This window comes from Klenkia terrae (assembly GCF_037083865.1).
Taxonomy (GTDB): domain Bacteria; phylum Actinomycetota; class Actinomycetes; order Mycobacteriales; family Geodermatophilaceae; genus Klenkia; species Klenkia terrae.
In genome coordinates this window covers 40015-60495 of the sequence record NZ_JBAPLV010000004.1, presented here as the reverse complement: position 1 = coordinate 60495, position 20481 = coordinate 40015, and the positions used below count along the sequence as shown (strand labels likewise).

Below are 20481 nucleotides of genomic sequence, written 5' to 3'. Positions count from 1 at the left end.
GACTTCCCCGCATCTGCACAAGGGTTGCAACAAGGCGCGAACGAGGGTGGCCGCGGACACGTCTGCGGGGTCGGCAACAGCACCGCAACACGGGCCCGCGACACGCGCAGCGGAGTTCACGGTGCGGAAACACGCGCGCGCAGCCCCCGGAAACACGGGATCGGCACTGTCTCACCACATCACCCCGCCCTCCCGGGCTCCCGATGCGGCCGATGGCCGACGACCCCTGATCAGGAGGTTGCCGTGGTCAACACCGGCGACACCGCCTGGATCCTCACCAGCGCGGCTCTCGTGCTGCTGATGACGCCAGGTCTCGCGCTCTTCTACGGCGGCATGGTCCGCGCGAAGAGCGTCCTCAACATGATGATGATGAGCTTCGGAGCGGCTGCGCTGATCAGCGTGCTCTGGGTGCTCTACGGCTACTCGTTCGCCTTCGGCAACGACGTCGGTGCCGGGCTGCTCGGTGACCCCACCGAGTTCTTCGGGCTCAAGGGCCTGATGGAGGACCTCACGGCCGAGGGCGGGCTGCCGGTCATGGCGTTCGTCGGCTTCCAGGCCGTCTTCGCGATCATCACCGTCGCGCTGATCTCCGGTGCCATCGCCGACCGCGCCAAGTTCGGCGCCTGGATGGTGTTCGCCGGCGTCTGGGCCACGATCGTCTACTTCCCGATCGCGCACTGGGTCTTCGACTTCACCCTCACCGCCGACGACGGCACGGTCACCCACGTCGGTGGCTGGATCGCCAACAACCTGGCGGCGATCGACTTCGCCGGCGGTACCGCCGTCCACATCAACGCCGGTGCCGCGGGCCTCGCCCTGGCCCTGGTGCTGGGCAAGCGCCGCGGCTTCGGCCGCGAGGCGATGCGCCCCCACAACCTGCCGCTGGTCATGATCGGCGCCGGGCTGCTCTGGTTCGGCTGGTTCGGCTTCAACGCAGGCTCCGCCCTGGCCGCCAACAACACCGCCGCGGTGGTCTGGGTCAACACCCTGGTCGCCACCGGTGCCGCCGCGCTGGGCTGGCTGCTGACGGAGAAGATCCGCGACGGCCACTCCACCTCCCTGGGTGGTGCCTCCGGCGTCGTCGCCGGCCTGGTCGCCATCACCCCGGCCTGCTCCGCGGTCTCCCCGGTCGGCGCGATCATCCTGGGCGCGATCGCCGGTGTGCTCTGCGCCCTGGCCGTCGGCCTGAAGTACCGCTTCGGCTACGACGACTCCCTCGACGTCGTCGGCGTCCACCTGGTCGGTGGCCTCTGGGGCACCATCGCCATCGGCTTCCTGGCCGACCCCGACGCCCCCGCCGGCGTGGAGAGCCTCTTCTTCGGCGGTAGCGTGGACCAGCTGTGGCGCCAGGTCGTCGGCGCCCTCGCCGTCCTCGTGGTCTCCTTCGTCCTCACCTACCTGATCGGCCTGGCCATCGAGAAGACGATGGGCTTCCGCATCACCGAGGAGGACGAGGTGGCCGGGATCGACAACGTCGTGCACGCCGAGTCCGGCTACGACTTCACCAGCCTGAGCGGCGGGAGCGGCTCCGCGCTGCACCAGGCCACGACGGCCAAGACCGTGGAGGGTTCCCACTGATGAAGCTGGTCACCGCGATCGTCAAGCCGTTCAAGCTGGACGACGTCAAGAACGCCCTCGAGCTCATCGGCATCGCAGGCCTCACGGTCAGCGAGGTCCAGGGCTTCGGCCGCCAGCGCGGCCACACCGAGGTCTACCGCGGTGCGGAGTACCAGGTGGACTTCGTCCCCAAGGTGCGCATCGAGGTCGTCGTCAGCGAGACCGACGCCGCCCGCGTGGTCGACGCCGTCGTGGAGTCCGCCTCCACCGGCCAGATCGGCGACGGCAAGGTGTGGGTGACCACGATCGACGAGATCGTCCGGGTCCGCACCGGTGAGCGCGGGGCCGACGCCCTGTAGCTCCACCGCACGACCCGTCGGCCGGGGTGGAGGGATGCGTCCCACCGCCCCGGCCGACGGCGTTGCGCCCCCGCTGCGCGGCACCGCCGCCGCCCACCCGGAAGAGGAGCCCGTGGTCGACCCCGCACCCGCACCGCAGGACCCGCAGGACGACGCACCCCGGCCGCACGACCTGGGCGCCCTGGACCGGGCCGGCCGGGTGGCGGCCCTGGACGGCTGGCTGGCCGGTCTGCTCGCCGGCGCCGTGGCCGCCGCCCCCGCGCAGAAGGTCCGCCGGGGTCAGTCCGCGCCCGAGCCGGGCACCGGGATCGCGCTGGTCGCGGTCGGCAGCCTGGGCCGGCGCGAGCCCGCGCCCTACGGCGACCTGGACCTGGTGCTGGTGCACGACGGCCGGCCCGCGATCGCCGCGGTGGCCGACGCCCTCTGGTACCCGATCTGGGACGCCGGGCACCAGCTCGACCACTCGGTGCGCACCGTGGCCGAGGCGGTGCAGGTGGCCGGCACCGACGTGAAGGCGGGCCTGGGCCTGCTCGACGCCCGGCTGGTCGCCGGGGACGCCGAGCTGGCCGCGGGGCTGCGCACCGCCACCCTCGCCGGCTGGCGGCAGTCGGCCAGCCGGCTGCTGCCCGAGCTGCGTGACCTCCGCCGCGGCCGGATCCGCACCGTCGGCGAGCTGGGCTTCCTGCTCGAGCCCGACCTCAAGGAGGCCTACGGCGGGCTGCGCGAGGGCCAGGTCCTGCGCGCGCTGTCCCTCGCCCAGCTGGTCGACCAGCCCCCGGCCGACGCCGAGGAGGCCTACGCGTTCCTGGTCGACGTCCGCGACGAGCTGCGCCGGCGCACCCGCCGGGCCACCGACGTGCTGGTCCGGCAGGAGCAGGCCGGTGTCGCCGACGCCCTGGCGCTGGCCGACGACGACGTCCTGCTGCGCCGGGTGAGCCTGGCCGGCCGACGGCTGGCATTCGTCGCCGACGAGGCCTGGCGCCGGGTGGACGCCGCCCTGGTGCGCCGCCCGCGCGCCCGCTATCGGCGGGTGCAGCGCGAGCCGCTGGCCGAGGGCGTCGTGCGCCAGGGCGACGAGGTGGTGCTGGCCCGCGAGGCCCGCCCGGCCGCCGACCCCGGCCTGGTGCTGCGCGCCGCCGCCGCGGCCGCGCACGCCGACCTCCGGCTGTCGCCGTACACGCTCAAGGTGCTCGCGGTGCACGCCCCGCCGCTGCCCGAGCCGTGGACGGCGGAGGTGCGCTGGTCGTTCCTGCGGCTGCTGGCCAGCGGGCGCAGCGCCGTCCCGGTGCTGGAGCAGCTGGACCAGGAGGGCCTGCTGGTCCGGATGCTGCCGGAGTGGGACCACGTCCGGTCCCTGCCCCAGCGCCACCCCTGGCACCGGTTCACCGTCGACCGCCACCTGGTGGAGGCCGCCGCGGCCGGGGCCGAGCTGACCCGGGACGTCGACCGCCCCGACCTGCTGCTGGTCGGCGCGCTGCTGCACGACATCGGCAAGGGCCGGCCCGGGGACCACTCCGAGGTGGGCGGCGTGCTGGTCCGCGGCATCGCCGCCCGGATGGGCTTCCCGCCGGCCGACGTCGACGTGCTCGTCGCCATGGTCCGGTTCCACCTCGTGCTGCCCGACGTGGCCACCCACCGCGACCTCGACGACCCGGCGACCATCGACCGGGTGGTGGAGACCATCGGCGGGGACGGCGCGCTGCTGCAGCTGCTGCACGCCCTGGCCCAGGCCGACGGCGCGGCCACCTCCAGCTCGGCCTGGTCGCCGTGGAAGGCGCACCTGGTGGCCGCCCTCGTCGGCCGGGTGGCCGCCCGGCTGGGCTCGACCGCGGTGCCCGAGCCGGTGCTGGAGCCCAGCGACCCGCAGGTCGAGGCGCCGGCGCCGGAGATCCCGGGCCCGACCCGGCCGGTGACCGTCGGCGTGGAGGACGTGGTGGACGGCCAGCAGGTCACCATCGGCGCCCCCGACCGGCCCGGTCTGTTCAGCGTCTGCGCCGGGGTGCTGGCGCTCAACCAGCTCGACGTCCGCGCCGCCCGGGTGACCGTGGACGCCGGGTACGCGACGTCGGTCTTCGCCGTCCGGCCGCGGTTCGGCCGCCCGCCGGTGCCGGGCATCCTCGCCGACGCCGTCCGGGCGGCGATGGAGGGCACCCTCCCGCTGGGGGAGCGGCTGGCCCAGCGCGAGCGGGACTACAGCCAGGACGGCTCCCGCGGCGCCCCGCCCCGGGTCGCCTGGTTCGACGCCGAGGCGACCGGCGCGGCGAACACGCTGGTGGAGGTGCGGGCCGCCGACCGGACCGGCCTGCTCTACCGGCTCACCGCGGCGCTGGCCGCCGAGGGCCTGGACGTCCGGGGCGCGACGGTGGAAACCCTCGGGGCCGACGCCGTCGACGCCTTCTACCTGGCCGACCCCTCGGGCACCCCGGTCGACGAGGGCCAGCGGGAGCGGGCGGCGCGCTCGCTGCTCGCCGCGGCGTCGGGCACGGCACCGGACCCGGCCCCGCGCTGAGCCTGGATACCCTGGGGCCCGTTGGTTCCACCGCTGCTGAGGACGTGTTGTGTTCGAGACCCTCTCCGACCGGCTCGACAAGGTCTTCACCGGGCTGCGCGGCAAGGGCCGCCTGTCCGAGGCCGACATCGACGCCACGGCCCGCGAGATCCGCATCGCGCTGCTCGAGGCCGACGTCGCGCTGCCAGTGGTGCGCGAGTTCATCACCGCGATCAAGGAGCGGGCCCGCGGCGCCGAGGTCAGCCAGGCGCTGAACCCGGCGCAGCAGATCATCAAGATCGTCAACGAGGAGCTGATCGGCGTCCTCGGCGGGGAGACCCGGCGGATCCGCTACGCCAAGAACTCCCCGACGGTGATCATGCTGGCCGGCCTGCAGGGCGCCGGCAAGACCACGCTGGCCGGCAAGCTCGGCCGCTGGCTCAAGGCGCAGGGGCACACCCCGCTGCTGGTGGCCTGCGACCTGCAGCGCCCCAACGCGGTCAACCAGCTGTCCATCGTCGCCGGCCAGGCCGGCGTGGACGTCTACGCCCCGCAGCCGGGCAACGGGGTGGGCGACCCGGTCGCGGTGGCCCGTGAGTCGATCGAGCACGCGCGGCGCACCATGCACGACGTCGTCGTCGTCGACACCGCCGGCCGGCTGGGCATCGACGCCGAGCTGATGGCCCAGGCCGCCGGCATCCGCGACGCCGTCCAGCCCGACGAGACGCTCTTCGTCGTCGACGCGATGATCGGCCAGGACGCCGTCACCACCGCGATCGCCTTCCAGGAGGGCGTCGGGTTCTCCGGCGTCGTGCTCACCAAGCTCGACGGCGACGCCCGCGGTGGTGCCGCGCTGTCGGTGCGCGGGGTGACCGGGCAGCCGATCATGTTCGCCTCGACCGGTGAGAAGCTCGCCGACTTCGACGTCTTCCACCCCGAGCGGATGGCCTCGCGCATCCTCGGGATGGGCGACGTCCTCACCCTGATCGAGCAGGCCGAGCAGGCCTTCGACGCCGACCAGGCCGAGGCCATGGCGAGCAAGCTCGCCAGCCGCGAGGGCTTCACCCTCGAGGACTTCCTCGAGCAGATGATGGCCATCCGCAAGATGGGCCCGATCGCCAACCTGCTGAAGATGCTGCCCGGCGCCGGGCAGATGAAGGAGCAGCTGGCGAACATCGACGACCGCGACCTCGACCGCACCGCGGCGATCATCCGGTCGATGACCCCGGGGGAGCGGGTCACCCCCAAGATCATCAACTCCTCCCGCAAGGTGCGCATCGCCAACGGCTCCGGCGTCACCGTCACCGAGGTGAACTCGCTGCTGGAGCGGTTCGTGCAGGCCCAGAAGATGATGGGCCAGATGGCCGGCTCCATGGGCATGCCGGGCATGGGCCCGATGTCGAAGAAGGCCCGCGGCCGGCAGCAGCAGGCGGTCGCCCGCAAGGGCAAGAAGGGCAAGAAGGCTCCGGCCCGCCGGCAGATCGGTGCGGGGTCCGGCATGCCACCGGGCGGGATCCCCGGCCTGCCGCCGGGCCAGGCGATGCCGGACCTGAGCAAGCTGGACTTCAGCCAGTTCAAGGACCGCTGACCGCCGTGCTGCACCTGTCGGGGGTGCTGCTGCCCGAGGGCGAGCAGCGCGACCTGTGGGTGCGGGACGGCGCGATCACCTTCGAGCGGGTGCCCGGCGCCGAGACGGTCTCCCGGGGCGGCTTCGTGCTGCCCGGGCTGGTCGACGCGCACTGCCACGTGGGCATCGCCCGCGGCGGCGGCCCCGTCGACGACCTCACCGCCGCCCGGGAGCAGGCGCTGGTCGAGCGGGACGCCGGGGTGCTGCTGCTGCGCGACTGCGGCTCCCCGGTCGACACCCGGGCGCTGGACGACGACCCCGACCTGCCGCGGATCCTGCGCGCCGGGCGGCACGTGGCCCGGGAGCGCCGCTACATCCCCGGGCTGGCCGTCGAGGTCGAGCCGGCCGACCTGGTCGAGGAGGTGCGCCGGCAGGCCCGCCGCGGCGACGGCTGGGTGAAGCTGGTCGGCGACTGGATCGACCGCGGGGCGGGTGACCTGGGTCCGCTGTGGCCCGACGACGTGCTGGCCGCCGCGGTCTCGGCCGCGCACGCCGAGGGCGTCCGGGTCACCGCGCACACCTTCGGCACCGACGCGCTGCCGGGCCTGGTCGGGGCCGGCATCGACTGCATCGAGCACGGCACCGGCCTGACCGAGGACCTGATCGGCGAGATGGCCGCGCGCGGCACGGCCGTCGTGCCGACGCTGGTGAACGTGGCGCACTTCCCGGGCTTCGCCGACGCGGGGGAGCGCAAGTTCCCCTCCTACGCCTCCACGATGCGCCGGCTGCACGCCTCGTCGGGGGCCGTCGTCCGGGCGGCGTACGAGGCCGGGGTGCCGGTGTTCGCCGGCACCGACGCCGGCGGCGGGATCGACCACGGGGTGGTCGCCGACGAGATCCGCGCGCTGCACGCCGCCGGGCTGCCGCGCGCCGCCGCGCTGGCCGCCGGCTCGTGGGCCGCGCGGGAGTGGCTGGGCCTGCCCGGCCTGGTGGAGGGCGCGCCCGCCGACCTGGTCGTCTACGCCACCGACCCGCGGGAGGACCTGGACGCCCTGACCGGCCCCGAGCTGACCCTCCTCCGCGGCCGGGTGGTCAGCGCTCCCCGGAGTTGATCATCGTCATCCGCAGGTCGGACCCGCCGCCCGCCGGCGTGTCCCACCTGCACCTCACGATGATCAACGAGGCAGCTCGAGCTTGAACCCGGTGTGCGAGGCGCGGAAGCCCAGGCGCTCGTAGAAGCGGTGGGCGTCGGCGCGCTGCGCGTCGTTGGTGAGCTGGACCAGCGCGCACCCCCGTCCCGCTGCCTCCTCGACCGCCCAGCGCACCAGCGCGGACCCCAGCCCGGAGCCGCGGTGGTCGCGGTGCACCCGGACCGCCTCGACCTGCCCGCGCCGTGCTCCGCCGCGGGACAGGGAGGTCAGCACGCTGAGCTGCAGGGTCCCCACCACCATGTGCTCGGCCTCGGCGACGACCAGCAGGTGCGCCGGGTCGGCGTCCACCTCGGCGAACGCGCGCCGGTACGGGGCCAGGTCGGTCGGTGACTCCCGCGTGCGACCCAGCGGGTCGTCGGCGAGCAGCCCGACCAGGGCGGGGACGTCGTCGGCCCGGGCCCGGCGCAGGGTCGCCGCGGGGGTGAGCGCCACGGACAGGTCCACGCCGGCACCGTAAACCGGTCGCGGGTGGCCCGGAGGGTGCTGGGAGGATGCAGCCCGTGCTGCTCAAGATGTCCACCCTGTTCGTGCGCACCCTCCGGGACGACCCGGCCGACGCCGAGGTCCCCAGCCACCGTCTGCTCGCCCGCGGCGGGTACATCCGCCGGGCGGCCCCCGGTGGGTTCACCTGGCTGCCGCTGGGCTGGCGGGTGCTGCGCAACGTGGAGCGGATCGTCCGCGAGGAGATGGACGCGATGGGCGCCCAGGAGGTGCACTTCCCGGCCCTGCTGCCCCGCGAGCCCTACGAGGCCACCGGCCGCTGGACCGAGTACGGGGACAACGTGTTCCGGCTCAAGGACCGCCGGGGCGCCGACTTCCTGCTCGGCCCCACCCACGAGGAGATGTTCACGCTCCTGGTGAAGGACCTCTACGGCTCCTACAAGGACCTGCCGGTCTCGCTGTACCAGATCCAGACCAAGTACCGGGACGAGGCGCGGCCCCGGGCCGGGCTGTTCCGCACCCGCGAGTTCGTCATGAAGGACAGCTACAGCTTCGACGTCGACGACGCCGGGCTCGAGCGCTCCTACGCCGCCCACCGCGAGGCCTACACCCGGGTCTTCGAGCGGCTGGGCCTGGAGTACGTCATCGTCTCGGCGACGTCGGGGGCCATGGGCGGCTCCCGGTCCGAGGAGTTCCTGACCCCGACGGCCATCGGCGAGGACACCTTCGTCCGCTCGGCCGGCGGCTACGCGGCCAACGTGGAGGCGGTCACCACCGTCGTCCCCGAGTCGATCCCGCTCAAGGGCCTGCCCGCCGCGCACGTCGAGGACACCCCCGACACCCCGACCATCGACACCCTGGTGGCCGTCGCCGTCGAGCGCTTCCCGGACGCCGGGTACACCGCGGCGCACACGCTGAAGAACGTCGTCGTCCAGCTGCGGCACCCCGACGGCACCGCGCAGCCGCTGGTCATCGGCCTGCCCGGCGACCGGGACGTGGACACCAAGCGGCTGGAGGCCCAGGTGGCCCCGGCCGAGGTCGAGCCGTTCACCGACTTCGCCGCGCACCCCGCGCTGGTCAAGGGCTACATCGGGCCGCAGGTGCTGGGGGAGGAGTCGGCCTCGGGCATCCGCTACCTGGTCGACCCCCGCGTGGTCCCCGGCACCCGCTGGATCACCGGGGCCAACGAGCCCGGCAAGCACGTCTTCGACCTCGCCGCCGGCCGGGACTTCACCTGGGACGGCGTGATCGAGGCCGCCGAGGTGCGCGCCGGCGACCCCGCCCCCGACGGCTCGGGCCCCCTGGAGCTCGCCCGCGGGGTCGAGATGGGCCACGTGTTCGCCCTGGGCCGCAAGTACGCCGAGGCGCTGGACCTCAAGGTGCTCGACGAGAACGGCAAGCTGGTCACGGTGACCATGGGCTCCTACGGCATCGGGGTCTCCCGGGCCGTGGCCGCGATCGCCGAGTCCACCCACGACGAGCTGGGCCTGGTCTGGCCGCGCGCGGTCGCCCCCGCCGACGTGCACGTCGTGGCCACCGGCAAGGACGCCGCGGTGTTCGAGGCTGCCCTCGCGCTGTCCCAGGAGCTGGTCGCCGCCGGGCTCACCGTGCTCTACGACGACCGGCCCAAGGTCAGCCCCGGCGTGAAGTTCAAGGACGCCGAGCTGCTCGGGATGCCGACCATCGTCACCGTCGGCCGCGGCCTGGTCGACGGCGTCCTGGAGCTGCGCGACCGGGCCACCGGCGAGCGCGAGGAGATCCCCGTCGACGGCGCGGCCGCCGCCGTCCTGGCCGCCGTCCGCGGCTGACGCCCCCGGCGTGGATCAGCTCAGCTGATCCACGTCCGTCCTGGCTCACCGACGCCGGTGAGCCAGGACGCACGGTGCTGCACCCAGCTGATCCACGCCGGTCAGCGGGCGACCAGCTCCACCTCGAAGCCGTCGGCGTCCTCCAGGTAGGCGGCGCGGTGGTCCCGGCCACCGGCGAACGGGTGCCGGTCGCCGAACAGCAACCGCCACCCGTGGGACGGCGCCGCGGCCACCAGCTCGTCCAGGTGGCCGGCCGCGACGTGGAACGCCAGCAAAAGGACCCCGTCCTCCTCACGACTCGCAAGCTCGCCGCGAGCCTCTGGACGGGGCCGAGCACCACGTAGAGGTCGCCGTCCCGCCACGACCGCCCGTGGTCCCACGCCTGGTACGGCTGCGCGCCCAGCGCCGTCAGCAACCACCCTCACGAGCGCTCGGCGCGCGTGAGGTCGGGCACCCACAGCTCCACGTGGTGCAGCAGCATCCGGCGTCCTCCCGTCGTCTGGCATGATGAGCGGTCGAACACGTGACCCGGCGGCCCTCTCACCGTCGACGAGCGTGTCCAGCCGCACCGCCCCCGGACGCAACCCCACACGTCTGCCGGGGTGGGCACCCCGAATCTCGTACGAGGAGCACACCACACACCGTGGCCACCAAGATCAAGCTCATGCGTCTCGGCAAGAAGCGCGCGCCGTACTACCGCATCGTCGTCGCCGACGCCCGCACCAAGCGCGATGGCCGGTCGATCGAGACCATCGGTCTGTACCACCCCAAGGAGGACCCCTCCTACATGGAGGTCGACGCCGAGCGCGCCGCCTACTGGCTCGGTGTCGGCGCCCAGCCGACCGAGGCCGTGGCCGCGATCTTCCGCGTGACCGGTGACTGGCAGAAGTTCAAGGGCGAGCCGGCGCCGGCCCCCATGCGCGTCGCCGAGCCCAAGCCGGACAAGAAGGCCACCTACGAGGAGGCCGCCCGCGCGGCCGCCGACGAGCCCGCCGCCGGTGCCACCACGCCGAAGAAGAAGGCTGCGGTCAAGGCCGACGCCACCCCCGAGGCCGAGGCCAAGCTGGCCGAGGACGCCCCTGCCGACGGCTCCGCCGGCAAGACGGCCGCCGAGTAACCCGTGCTCGAAGAAGCGCTCGAGCACCTGGTCAAGGGCATCGTCGACAACCCCGACGACGTCGCCGTCGACCTGATCGACGGCCGCCGCGGCAAGACCCTCGAGGTCCGGGTGCACCCCGAGGACCTCGGCAAGGTGATCGGCCGTGGCGGACGCACCGCCAAGGCGCTGCGCCAGGTCATGACCGGTGTCGGGGGGCGCGGCCTGCGGGTCGACGTCGTCGACACCGACGGGCGCTGAGCACCACCCCGCACCCGCAGGACAGCTCACCGGACACCGTGGTGGTCGGCCGCATCGGCCGGCCCCACGGTGTCCGTGGTGAGGTGACCGTCGAGGTGCGCACCGACGACCCCGACCGCCGCTTCACCGCCGGCGCGGTGCTGGCCACCGAGCCGGCCGAGCGCGGTCCGCTCACCGTCGAGTCGGTGAAGTGGCACTCGGGCACGCTGCTCCTGCGGATCGCCGGGGTCGAGGACCGGCAGGCCGCCGAGGCCATCCGCAACACGATGCTCGTGGTCGAGGTCGCCGACCTCCCCGAACTCGACGACGACTCGTTCTACGACCACCAGCTCGTCGGGCTCACCGTCCAGCTGGTCGACGGCACCGTGGTGGGCACCGTGTCCGGGGTCCGGCACGACGCCGCCGAGCTGCTCGTCGTCCGCCGCCCCGGCACCCACGACCTGCTGGTGCCGTTCGTGACCGCGATCGTGCCGACCGTCGACCTGGCCGCCGGCCACCTGGTCCTGACCCCGCCCGAGGGGCTGCTGGAGCTGTGAGGATCGACGTCCTCACGATCTTCCCGGAGTACCTCGCCCCGCTCGGCCAGGCCCTGTTGGGCAAGGCCGCGGCCAAGGGCCTGGTCGAGATCGGCGTGCACGACCTGCGCCGGTGGACCGACGACGTGCACCGCACCGTCGACGACAGCCCCTACGGCGGTGGCCCCGGCATGGTCATGCGCCCTGAGCCGTGGGGCCGCGCGCTGGCCGAGGTCCGCCCGCCCGGCACCCGGCTGGTCGTGCCCACCCCGGCGGGCCGGCCGTTCACCCAGGCCGTCGCCGCGCAGTGGGCCACCGAGCCCGGCCTGGTGTTCGCCTGCGGCCGCTACGAGGGCATCGACCAGCGGGTCGCCGACGCCGCGGCCGCCGCCGGCCCGGTGTCCGAGGTCAGCATCGGCGACTACGTGCTGGCCGGTGGGGAGTCCGCCGTCCTGGTGATGGTCGAGGCGGTCACCCGGCTGCTGCCCGGCGTGGTCGGCAACGCCGAGTCCGTGGAGTTCGACTCGCACGCCGACGGCCTGCTGGAGGGCCCGTCCTACACCCGCCCGGCCGTCTGGGAGGGGCACGCCGTCCCGCCGGTGCTGCTGTCCGGCGACCACGCGGCGATCGCCCGCTGGCGGCGCGCGGAGTCGATCCGGCGCACGGCCGACCGACGTCCCGACCTGCTGGCCGGGGTGGAGCTGACCGCGGCCGACCGCGCCGCGCTGGACGCCGACGCGTGAGCTGGGTCCGGCCCACCGCCCGCGTGCTGGTGCTGTCGCCGGAGGGCCGGGTGCTGCTGCTGGGGGCCCGGCTGACCGGTCCGGACGCCGTCCCCGGGGACGTCCTGTTCTGGTGCACCCCCGGCGGCGGCGTCGAGGACGGCGAGACGCTGCGGGCGGCCGCCGCCCGTGAGCTGGCCGAGGAGGTCGGGCTGGTCGTCGCGCCCGAGGACCTGGAGGGCCCGGTGTGGCTGCGCCGGCACCTGGGCCGGTTCGGCGACCAGGAGATCGACAGCCGCGAGACCTTCTTCCTCCTGCGGGGCGTCGAGCACGTGGTGCAGGTCGGGGCCCGCACGGAGCTCGAGGTGCTGGCCGACGAGCCGCACCGCTGGTGGAGCCGGGACGAGGTGGCCGCGTCGGGGGAGGCGTTCGCCCCCGGGGACCTCGCCGACCTGCTCCCCGACCTGCTGGCCGGGCCCTGGACCGGCCCGCCGCGGGTGGTCGAGGGCTGAGATCACAGGCCCCCGGCACCCGGGGGCCGGCAGGTGTGGCAGGATAGGACGCTGCTGCTGCCGCTCTGCATCGAGCGCGGTTCCCCGGATCAGACGCCGAGGCCGCTGCGCGCCCGGCAGGCAGCCCGGATACAGACACCGCTAGGACTGAGGACTGCTGCGATGAACACCCTGGACGCCCTCGACGCCGAGTCGCTGCGCGACGACATCCCCGACTTCCGCCCCGGGGACACCGTGAAGGTGCACGTGCGGGTCATCGAGGGCACCCGCTCGCGCATCCAGGTGTTCCAGGGCGTCATCCTGCGTCGCCAGGGCGGCGGGATCCGCGAGACCTTCACCGTCCGCAAGGTCAGCTTCGGCGTCGGCGTGGAGCGCACTTTCCCGGTGCACACCCCGGTCGTCGAGCAGATCGAGGTGCTGACCCGCGGTGACGTCCGCCGGGCCAAGCTGTACTACCTCCGCGACCTGCGCGGCAAGGCCGCCAAGATCAAGGAGAAGCGCGAGGTCCGCGAGGCCGTCGCCCGCTGACCCTGCGCCACCCGCACCACCCCAGCGCCACCCAGGACGGCCCGGCTGCGACACGCAGCCGGGCCGTCCTGCGTCCCGGGGGGCTCGTCGGCGGCGGAACGTACGCTGACCGGCGATGAGCACCGACCGGGCACGCGGCCCCGCCGACGACGACAGCGCCGGCCACCGCGCCGAGGGTGCCCGCGACGAGGTGCCGGTCGGGCGGTTCTCCCGCCGCGCCCGCCGCCGCGACCGCGAGGAGCAGAAGAAGGGGTCGCTGCTCAAGGAGTTGCCGATCCTGCTGGTCGTCGCGTTCGTGCTGGCCCTGCTGGTCAAGACCTTCCTCGTGCAGGCCTTCTTCATCCCGTCGGGGTCGATGGAGACCACGCTGCACGGCTGCACCGGCTGCACGGGGGACCGGGTGCTGGTCACGAAGCCGCCCTACTGGTTCTCCGACCCGCAGCCCGGCGACATCGTCGTCTTCCAGGGCCCGGACACCTGGACGCCGGAGGTCGAGGTCGCCGAGCCCACCAACTGGTTCTCCTCGGCGGCGCTGTTCCTGGGCCGGGCGATCGGGGTGGCGCCGCCCAGCGAGGACGACTACGTCAAGCGGGTCATCGCCACCGGCGGCCAGACCGTGCTGTGCTGCGACGACCAGGGCCGGATCACCGTCGACGGCCAGCCGCTGGACGAGCCGTACATCTACCAGAACACCCCGCCGGAGTCCCGTTCGTTCGGACCGGTCACCGTGCCCGAGGGACGGCTCTGGGTGATGGGCGACCACCGGTCGGCGTCGGCGGACTCCCGCTCCCACGTCTCCGACCAGTACTCGGGGACGATCGCCGTGGACGACGTGATCGGCAAGGCCTCGGTCATCGTCTGGCCGTTCAGCCGGTTCACCTTCCTGGACAGCCCGGACATCCAGCCCCAGCAGGTCGAGGGCGCCGCGCCGCAGGCCGACGTGGTGGCCGTGGCCCCGGTCCTGCTCGGCCTGGCCGGTGCCGTGCCGGTCACCGCCTGGCGCCGTCGCCGCTACGGCTGATCCGCGACGCCATTCGGGAATGGCATTGCGTGTTTCTGGTGATGTTCGAGAAAAATCATCAGAAAGTGTTCAAGCACCCCGTGGGGTGAGTCGATGAACTCATTGTCAGTCATCGCTCTCGAAACGGAGAAATCGCAATGTCCAGCACCCCGGCCGGAACGACCCGCGGCGTCACCCGCGTGCTGCTGCTCGCCGACGCCCCGGTCCTGCGCCGCGGCCTGGTCAGCATGATCAACGAGACCGCCGGCATGCAGGCCGTCGGCGTCCCCGGCGAGGTCCGCCGGGCGCTCACCCTGGTCGAGTCCGCCCGCCCCGACGCCGTCGTCGTCGAGCTGGGTGCCGGCCGCGCCGCCACCCTGAACGTCTGCCGCGACCTGCGCCGCCGCTACCCCCGCGTCGCCATCGTCGCCCTGGCCACCTCCGAGGACCCGGCCGTGGTGAACGAGGCCCTGGCCGCCGGCATCCGCGGCTACCTGCTGATGAACACCTCGCCCACGCTGCTGGGCTGGTCCGTGCTGGCCGCCCGCGCCGGGCGCACCGTCGTGGACCCCCAGATCCGCCGGGTGGAGCCCAGCGAGGTGCCCGCCGCCAAGGAGCTCACCCCCTCCGTGCCGCTCACCCGCCGCGAGTCCGACGTCCTCGACGAGCTCATCCAGGGCCAGAGCAACCGCGCCATCGGCCGGAACCTGTTCATCAGCGAGGACACCGTCAAGAGCCACGTCAAGGCCATCCTGCGCAAGCTGGGTGCCCGCGACCGGGCGCACGCCGTCTCGCTGGTGCTCTCGGCCCGCAACGGCAGCACCTGCACCTGCTCGCACGGCCACACCGCCGAGGTCCCCGCCGACGTCGAGGCCGCCGCGGTCTGACCCCCCGACCCGTGCGGTCGGGGTGTCCGCCTCCTCGGCGCCCCGGCCGCACTCCCACCCTCCGACCCCCGGGCCGGTCCCCGTCGCCCGGGGGCCGGCCCGTGACACGTCCCGGGCGTCGTAGGGTCGGGAGGCGATGTCTGCTCCCGCCCGCCGTGCCCCCGCCCGGCCCGACGCCCTCTGGTCCATGGAGGGCTCCCTGCGCCGCCGCGGGTTCGCCGCCGTCGCCGGCGCGGACGAGGCCGGGCGCGGTGCCTGCGCCGGACCGCTGGTGGCCGCGGCGTGCATCCTCCCGGCCGGACGACGGGGCCGGGTGCCCGGCCTGGCCGACTCCAAGCTGCTCACCGCCGCCGCCCGCGAACGCGTCTACGCCGAGGTCGTCGACCGCGCCCTGGCCTGGTCGGTGGTCGTCGTCGACGTCCCCGAGCTCGACGAGCGCGGCATGCACGTCACCAACATCGAGGCCCTGCGCCGCGCGGTGGGCACGCTGGCGGTCACGCCGGACTACGTGCTCACCGACGGCTTCCCGGTGCCCGGGCTCGCCCAGCCAGGCCTGGCGGTGTGGAAGGGCGACCGGGTCGCGGCCTGCGTCGCGGCGGCGTCCGTGCTGGCCAAGGTCACCCGGGACGCGATGATGGTCGACCTGCACGGCCGGTTCCCGCACTACGAGTTCGACGTGCACAAGGGCTACATCACCGACCTGCACACGGCCGCGTTGGACCGGTTCGGCCCCTGCCCGGAGCACCGGCACCGGTTCGTCAACGTGGCCCGGGCCCGCGACGCGCACGCCGCGCGGACCGCCCCCGGGACCGCGCGCGGCCCGATGGACGATGATGGCCGCGTGCACCAGTCCCCGACGCCCGTGGAGAACTCGCGATGAGCACCGAGGACCTCGAGAAGTACGAGACCGAGATGGAGCTGCAGCTCTACCGGGAGTACAAGGACATCGTCCGGCAGTTCTCCTACGTGGTGGAGACCGAGCGGCGGTTCTACCTGGCCAACTCGGTCGACCTGCAGGTGCGGGAGGCCGGCGGCGAGGTCTACTTCGAGCTGAAGCTGTCCGACGCCTGGGTCTGGGACATGTATCGACCGGCCCGGTTCGTCAAGAACGTGCGGGTCGTGACGTTCAAGGACGTCAACGTCGAGGAGCTGGACAAGCCCGACCTCGAGCTGCCGGAGAACCCGCGGATCACCTGATCCCCAGCACATCCGCGCCGGTCGTGCGCGCCGTCGTCCACATCCGGGGGCGCCGTCCACAGATCGGCGCAGGGCACCCCGCGGAGCACGTGTGCGCGGAACGGTGACGGGGTGCCCCCACCTCCCGCCCGTCCACCGCTCACCAGGTCCCAGCTCGGCGCCCTCGGCGAGGACATCGCCGTCCGGTACCTCACAGACCACGGCCTGCTCGTGCTGGACCGCAACTGGCGGCACGCCCGCGGGGAGCTCGACGTGGTGGCCCGCGAGGCCGACGCGCTGGTGTTCTGCGAGGTGAAGACCCGGCGCGGCACCGGCTACGGCGTCCCGGCCGAGGCGGTCACGGCGGTCAAGCGCCGCCGGCTGCGGACGCTGTCCGGGTTGTGGCTGCAGGCCCACGAGGCGCACGCCGCGCAGCTGCGGTTCGACGTCGTCGCCGTGCTGGCCCTGCCCGGCCGCCCGGTCCAGGTCACCCACCACCGGGCAGCGTTCTGATGCTGGCCCGCACCTGGTCGGTGGGTCTGGCCGGCGTCACCGGCACGCCCGTCGAGGTCGAGGTGGACAACGCGCAGGGCCTGCCGGGCATCGCCCTGGTCGGGCTGCCCGACGCCGTGGTCCGCCAGTCGCTGGACCGGGTCCGCGCGGCGCTGGGCAACGTCGGCCACGCCCTGCCGCAGCGCAAGTTCACCATCGGGCTGTCCCCGGCGTCGATGCCCAAGCAGGGCAGCGGGTTCGACCTGGCGATCGCGGTCGGGCTGCTGGCCGCGTGCCAGGTGGTGCCGCGCACCGGGCTGGACGACCTGGTGTTCCTCGGCGAGCTCGGGCTCGACGGCTCGGTCCGCGAGGTGCGGGGCGTGCTGCCCGCCGTGCTGGCCGCCTCGCGCACCGGGCGCACCCGGGTGGTGGTGGCCCGGGCCAACGCCGACGAGGCGTCCCTGGTGCCCGGGGTGGAGGTGCTGGCGGTCGGCGAGCTGGCCGAGGTCCTCGCCCACCTGGCCGGCCGGGTCCGGGTGGCGCCGCACCGGCGCCGTCCCGGTGGCCCGCCCGCGCCGGGGCCCGACCTGTCCGACGTGGTCGGTCAGGCCACCGGCCGCCGGGCACTGGAGGTGGCCGCGGCGGGCGGGCACCACCTGTTCCTGTCCGGTCCACCGGGTGCGGGCAAGACCATGCTCGCCGAGCGGCTGCCCGGGTTGCTGCCGGCGCTGGCCGACGACCTGGCGACCGAGGTCACCGCGATCGCGTCGGTGGCCGGCACGCTGCCGCCCGGTGCACCGCTGATCACCCGGCCGCCGTTCGAGGCGCCGCACCACTCGGCGACCGCGGTCAGCCTGGTCGGCGGCGGCTCCGGGCAGATCCGGCCCGGCGCGCTGTCCCGGGCGCACGCCGGTGTCCTCTTCCTGGACGAGGCGCCCGAGTTCCCGCGGGCGGTGCTGGACACCCTCCGCCAGCCCCTGGAGCGGGGCACGGTGACCATCCACCGGGCGCACGGGTCGGCGACCTTCCCGTGCCGCTCCCAGCTCGTCCTGGCCGCCAACCCGTGCCCCTGCGCCTCCCCGGCCGGCGACGCGTCGTGCACCTGCGGCTCGGTCGAGCGCCGCCGGTACGCCGCGCGGCTGTCGGGCCCGCTGCTGGACCGGGTCGACCTCCGGGTGCAGCTGCCGCCGGTCACCCGGGCCGGCTGGCTGGACGGCCGCACCACGCCGGAGTCGACGGCCGCCGTCGCCACCCGGGTGGAGCAGGCCCGCGCCGCCGCGGCCGACCGGCTGGCCGGCACCGGCCTGCGGACGACGGCCGAGGTGCCCGGACGGCTGCTGCGCGAGAGGTGGCCGGTGCCGCGGGGTGCGCTGCAGCTGGCCGAGCGCGCCCTGGAGCGCGGCGCGCTGTCGGTGCGGGGGCTGGACCGGGTGATCCGGGTGTCCTGGACGATCGCCGACCTGGCCGGCCGGGCGGTCCCCGGGGCCGACGACGTGGCCGAGGCCCTGGGGCTGCGGCTGACCGGGGCAGCGGCGTGAGCGCGGTGCCGGGCGGCCCGCTGCCGGCCGCCCTCGCCGGGGACGCCGACGACCCCGGGCGGTCGCGCCGCGCGCGGGCGTGGCTGTCCCGCGCCTTCGAGCCGGGCACGGCGGAGGTGGTGCGCTGGGTGGAGCAGCAGGGTCCGGTCGCCGCCGTCCGCGCCCTGCTGCGGGGGTCTGCGCCGCCCCGGGTGCTCGCCCTCGCCGGCTCCCGGCTGGCCGAGGACCGCACGGCCGACGACCTGGCGGCCGCGGCCCGCATCGGCGCGCGGCTGGTCACCCCGGAGGACGAGGAGTGGCCGACGGTGGCCCTGCACTGCCTGACCCTCGCCGCCGCGGGCGGGGACCAGGGCGGCGACCGGACGACGGCGCTGGTGCCCCCGCTGGCGTTGTGGGTGCGGGGGCGGCCGCGGCTGGACCACGCCACGGTCCGGTCGGTGGCCGTGGTGGGGTCCCGGGCGAGCACCGCCTACGGCAACCACGTCGCCGCCGACCTCGCCGCGGGGTTGGCGGACCGCGGGTGGTCGACGGTGTCCGGGGGAGCTCTGGGCATCGACGCCGCCGCGCACCGCGGCGCGCTGGCCGCCGGCGGGACGACGGTGGCGGTGCTGGCGTGCGGGGTCGACCGGGTCTACCCGCGCCAGCACGAGGCGCTGTTCGCCGCCGTCCTGGCCGAGGGCCTGCTGGTCAGCGAGTGGCCGCCGGGCTGCGCGTCGCTGGGGCACCGGTTCCTGGTCCGCAACCGGCTGATCGCGGCGCTCACCGCCGGCACGGTGGTGGTCGAGGCGGCGGCCCGGTCGGGGGCGCAGGCCACCGCCCACCGGGCCCGCGGCCTGGGCAAGGTGGTGATGGCCGTCCCCGGCCCGGTCACCAGCGCGATGAGCGTGGGCTGCCACCAGCTGCTGCGCGCCGACGACGGTGTGCAGCTGGTCAGCTCGGCCGCCGAGGTGCTGGAGGCGGTGGGGGAGCTGGGGGTCGACCTGGCCGACCCGCCCGCGCGGCCCGACGACGTCCGCGACGACCTGCCCGACGTGGCCCGCCGGGTGCTGGACGCCTGCCCGGTGCGGGTCGGCGTGCCGCCCGAGCGGCTGGCCGCGATCGCCGGCTGCGCCGAGCTCGACGCGCTGCGGGTGCTCCCGGTGCTGGAGCTGCACGGGCTGGTCGAGCGCACCGGCACCGGCTGGCGGGTGGCGCGGGGGAGGAGCCCGGGGGTGCACGCTCGGTGATCGGCTGCGACGGCGCTCACCCGGGGGCCTGCACCTGCGTGCCCGAGGGGATGGCGTGCGCGGCGTGGCCGGTTGACCAGCCGGGGCGGCCTCGCGCAGGCTCGCCGTCATGACCAGCCGGACCGCCCTGGCGCGTGCGGCGCTGCCGCCGACGCTGGCCGAGCCGCTGGACGCCTGGGTCGAGCACCTGGTCGCCGGGCGGGACCTGTCCGAGCACACGGTCCGCGCCTACACCGGCGACGTGGTCTCGCTGCTGGACCACCTGGTCCGCCTGGGCGGCACCCGGGTGACCGACCTGGACCTCGCCGCCCTGCGCAGCTGGCTGGCGCTCGGGCGCACCCGGGGCGACAGCCGGGCCACCACCGCCCGCCGGGCCGCCTCCGCGCGCGGGTTCACCGCCCACCTGCGGCGCAGCGGCCTGACGACGGAGGACGTCGGCCTGCGGCTGGCCAGCCCCCGCTCGCACCGCACGCTGCCCGACGTGCTGACCGCCGACCAGGCGCGGGCGGTGTCCGAGGTGCCCCGCCCGGTGGCCGAGGACGCCCCGCCCGCCGACGCCGCCCTCGCGCTGCGCGACGCGCTGGCCGTGGAGCTGCTCTACGGCAGCGGGATCCGGGTGGCCGAGCTGGTCGGCCTGGACGTCGACGACGTGGACCACGGCCGACGGCTGCTGCGGGTGCTGGGCAAGGGCCGCAAGGAGCGCAGCGTCCCGTTCGGCATCCCGGCCGAGCAGGCACTGCGCCGCTGGCTGGCCGACGGCCGCCCGGTGCTGGCCCGCGAGGGCAGCGGACCGGCCCTGCTGCTGGGCGTGCGCGGCGCGCGGATCGACCCGCGGGAGGTCCGCCGGGTGGTGCACGCGGCCACCGCGGCGGTGCCCGGGGCGCCCGAGCTGGGCCCGCACGGGCTGCGGCACTCAGCCGCCACGCACGTGCTGGAGGGGGGCGCGGACCTGCGGTCGGTCCAGGAGCTGCTCGGTCACGCTAGCCTCGCGACGACGCAGATCTACACGCACGTGACGGTCGAGCGGCTCCGGGCGGTCCATGCGGCAGCCCATCCGCGGGCCTGAGGAGGAGCACACGGTGACGGGGACGACCAGC

Annotated in this window: 22 protein-coding genes; 20 read left to right on the top strand and 2 right to left on the bottom strand. The window is 75.0% G+C overall.

The genetic code is table 11. The features are described 5' to 3' along the window. Positions 1-243: 243 nt before the first annotated feature. From UXQ13_RS05810 to UXQ13_RS05790, 5 genes are read left to right on the top strand one after another with little or no spacing between them, the layout of a single operon-like run. The gene (locus UXQ13_RS05810; protein WP_225234934.1) at positions 244-1578 is read left to right on the top strand and encodes an ammonium transporter; all 1335 of its coding nucleotides are present in this window, start codon (positions 244-246) and stop codon (positions 1576-1578) included. After that, entirely contained in the window at positions 1578-1916 is a 339-nt protein-coding gene (locus UXQ13_RS05805) for a P-II family nitrogen regulator (protein ID WP_056288122.1), read from the top strand. Before UXQ13_RS05810 ends, UXQ13_RS05805 begins: the two co-directional genes overlap by 1 nt. A 34-nt stretch (positions 1917-1950) precedes the next feature. Further along, complete coding sequence (locus UXQ13_RS05800) at positions 1951-4425, top strand: [protein-PII] uridylyltransferase (RefSeq protein WP_225234935.1); 2475 nt, start codon at positions 1951-1953, stop codon at positions 4423-4425. A 49-nt stretch (positions 4426-4474) separates the two neighbouring features. After that, a complete protein-coding gene (ffh, locus tag UXQ13_RS05795; protein WP_225234936.1) occupies positions 4475-5992 on the top strand; it encodes a signal recognition particle protein in 1518 nt (505 codons plus the stop codon). Positions 5993-5997: 5 nt separating this feature from the next. Beyond that, positions 5998-7083 (top strand): amidohydrolase family protein, encoded by a 1086-nt coding sequence (locus UXQ13_RS05790; protein ID WP_336391933.1) that lies wholly within the window; start codon positions 5998-6000, stop codon positions 7081-7083. Positions 7084-7146: 63 nt separating this feature from the next. On the opposite strand, the gene UXQ13_RS05785 is transcribed toward UXQ13_RS05790, so the two are convergent. Next, entirely contained in the window at positions 7147-7626 is a 480-nt protein-coding gene (locus UXQ13_RS05785) for a GNAT family N-acetyltransferase (RefSeq protein WP_336391932.1), read from the bottom strand. A 47-nt stretch (positions 7627-7673) separates the two neighbouring features. Between UXQ13_RS05785 and UXQ13_RS05780 the strand changes: the two genes are divergently transcribed. Next, positions 7674-9431: a proline--tRNA ligase gene (locus UXQ13_RS05780; protein ID WP_225234939.1), complete on the top strand. Its 1758-nt coding sequence runs from the start codon at positions 7674-7676 to the stop codon at positions 9429-9431. A gap of 101 nt (positions 9432-9532) precedes the next feature. Here the strand turns inward: UXQ13_RS05780 and UXQ13_RS05775 are convergent, their stop codons facing one another. Then, on the bottom strand, positions 9533-9706 hold the full coding sequence (locus UXQ13_RS05775) for a VOC family protein (RefSeq protein ID WP_336391931.1): 174 nt from the start codon (positions 9704-9706) through the stop codon (positions 9533-9535). Between the two features lie 368 nt (positions 9707-10074). Between UXQ13_RS05775 and rpsP the strand changes: the two genes are divergently transcribed. The 14 genes from rpsP (at position 10075) to UXQ13_RS05705 (ending at position 20450) form a co-directional block, all read left to right on the top strand. Beyond that, entirely contained in the window at positions 10075-10548 is a 474-nt protein-coding gene (gene rpsP, locus UXQ13_RS05770; RefSeq protein ID WP_336391930.1) for a 30S ribosomal protein S16, read from the top strand. A gap of 3 nt (positions 10549-10551) precedes the next feature. Beyond that, positions 10552-10788: an RNA-binding protein gene (locus UXQ13_RS05765; RefSeq protein WP_225234941.1), complete on the top strand. Its 237-nt coding sequence runs from the start codon at positions 10552-10554 to the stop codon at positions 10786-10788. A gap of 38 nt (positions 10789-10826) precedes the next feature. Beyond that, positions 10827-11324 (top strand): ribosome maturation factor RimM, encoded by a 498-nt coding sequence (gene rimM, locus UXQ13_RS05760; RefSeq protein WP_336391929.1) that lies wholly within the window; start codon positions 10827-10829, stop codon positions 11322-11324. Beyond that, positions 11321-12046 carry a tRNA (guanosine(37)-N1)-methyltransferase TrmD gene (gene trmD, locus UXQ13_RS05755; RefSeq protein ID WP_225234943.1) on the top strand — a complete coding sequence of 242 codons (726 nt, stop codon included), beginning with the start codon at positions 11321-11323 and terminating at the stop codon, positions 12044-12046. The genes rimM and trmD overlap by 4 nt, the downstream gene beginning before the upstream one ends. Further along, the gene (locus UXQ13_RS05750) at positions 12043-12537 is read left to right on the top strand and encodes an NUDIX domain-containing protein (RefSeq protein ID WP_336391928.1); all 495 of its coding nucleotides are present in this window, start codon (positions 12043-12045) and stop codon (positions 12535-12537) included. The genes trmD and UXQ13_RS05750 overlap by 4 nt, the downstream gene beginning before the upstream one ends. 162 nt (positions 12538-12699) lie before the next feature. Continuing rightward, on the top strand, positions 12700-13065 hold the full coding sequence (rplS, locus tag UXQ13_RS05745) for a 50S ribosomal protein L19 (protein WP_225234945.1): 366 nt from the start codon (positions 12700-12702) through the stop codon (positions 13063-13065). A gap of 115 nt (positions 13066-13180) precedes the next feature. Beyond that, positions 13181-14086, top strand: a complete 906-nt coding sequence (lepB, locus tag UXQ13_RS05740) for a signal peptidase I (protein ID WP_336391927.1) — start codon at positions 13181-13183, stop codon at positions 14084-14086. Positions 14087-14223: 137 nt separating this feature from the next. Then, a complete protein-coding gene (locus UXQ13_RS05735) occupies positions 14224-14952 on the top strand; it encodes a response regulator transcription factor (protein WP_336391926.1) in 729 nt (242 codons plus the stop codon). Positions 14953-15088: 136 nt separating this feature from the next. Beyond that, positions 15089-15832, top strand: coding sequence for a ribonuclease HII (locus UXQ13_RS05730; protein ID WP_336391925.1), 744 nt, complete (start codon positions 15089-15091; stop codon positions 15830-15832). After that, on the top strand, positions 15829-16149 hold the full coding sequence (locus tag UXQ13_RS05725; RefSeq protein ID WP_091242871.1) for a DUF2469 domain-containing protein: 321 nt from the start codon (positions 15829-15831) through the stop codon (positions 16147-16149). The genes UXQ13_RS05730 and UXQ13_RS05725 overlap by 4 nt, the downstream gene beginning before the upstream one ends. A 111-nt stretch (positions 16150-16260) precedes the next feature. Then, the gene (locus tag UXQ13_RS05720) at positions 16261-16641 is read left to right on the top strand and encodes a YraN family protein (protein ID WP_225234949.1); all 381 of its coding nucleotides are present in this window, start codon (positions 16261-16263) and stop codon (positions 16639-16641) included. Then, a complete protein-coding gene (locus tag UXQ13_RS05715) occupies positions 16641-18158 on the top strand; it encodes a YifB family Mg chelatase-like AAA ATPase (protein WP_336391924.1) in 1518 nt (505 codons plus the stop codon). Before UXQ13_RS05720 ends, UXQ13_RS05715 begins: the two co-directional genes overlap by 1 nt. After that, positions 18155-19384 (top strand): DNA-processing protein DprA, encoded by a 1230-nt coding sequence (gene dprA / locus UXQ13_RS05710; RefSeq protein WP_336391923.1) that lies wholly within the window; start codon positions 18155-18157, stop codon positions 19382-19384. Before UXQ13_RS05715 ends, dprA begins: the two co-directional genes overlap by 4 nt. Before the next feature lie 109 nt (positions 19385-19493). After that, positions 19494-20450 carry a tyrosine recombinase XerC gene (locus UXQ13_RS05705; protein ID WP_336391922.1) on the top strand — a complete coding sequence of 319 codons (957 nt, stop codon included), beginning with the start codon at positions 19494-19496 and terminating at the stop codon, positions 20448-20450. The last annotated feature ends 31 nt before the right edge of the window (positions 20451-20481 follow it).

Bases quoted from the DNA above. Each gene is read 5' to 3' on its own strand.
- UXQ13_RS05805 (WP_056288122.1), top strand. From the start codon at position 1,578: ATGAAGCTGGTCACCGCGATCGTCAAGCCGTTCAAGCTGGACGACGTC.
- UXQ13_RS05800 (WP_225234935.1), top strand. From the start codon at position 1,951: ATGCGTCCCACCGCCCCGGCCGACGGCGTTGCGCCCCCGCTGCGCGGC.
- UXQ13_RS05780 (WP_225234939.1), top strand. From the start codon at position 7,674: ATGCAGCCCGTGCTGCTCAAGATGTCCACCCTGTTCGTGCGCACCCTC.
- rplS (WP_225234945.1), top strand. From the start codon at position 12,700: ATGAACACCCTGGACGCCCTCGACGCCGAGTCGCTGCGCGACGACATC.
- lepB (WP_336391927.1), top strand. From the start codon at position 13,181: ATGAGCACCGACCGGGCACGCGGCCCCGCCGACGACGACAGCGCCGGC.
- UXQ13_RS05735 (WP_336391926.1), top strand. From the start codon at position 14,224: ATGTCCAGCACCCCGGCCGGAACGACCCGCGGCGTCACCCGCGTGCTG.
- UXQ13_RS05730 (WP_336391925.1), top strand. From the start codon at position 15,089: ATGTCTGCTCCCGCCCGCCGTGCCCCCGCCCGGCCCGACGCCCTCTGG.
- UXQ13_RS05725 (WP_091242871.1), top strand. From the start codon at position 15,829: ATGAGCACCGAGGACCTCGAGAAGTACGAGACCGAGATGGAGCTGCAG.
- UXQ13_RS05715 (WP_336391924.1), top strand. From the start codon at position 16,641: ATGCTGGCCCGCACCTGGTCGGTGGGTCTGGCCGGCGTCACCGGCACG.
- UXQ13_RS05705 (WP_336391922.1), top strand. From the start codon at position 19,494: ATGACCAGCCGGACCGCCCTGGCGCGTGCGGCGCTGCCGCCGACGCTG.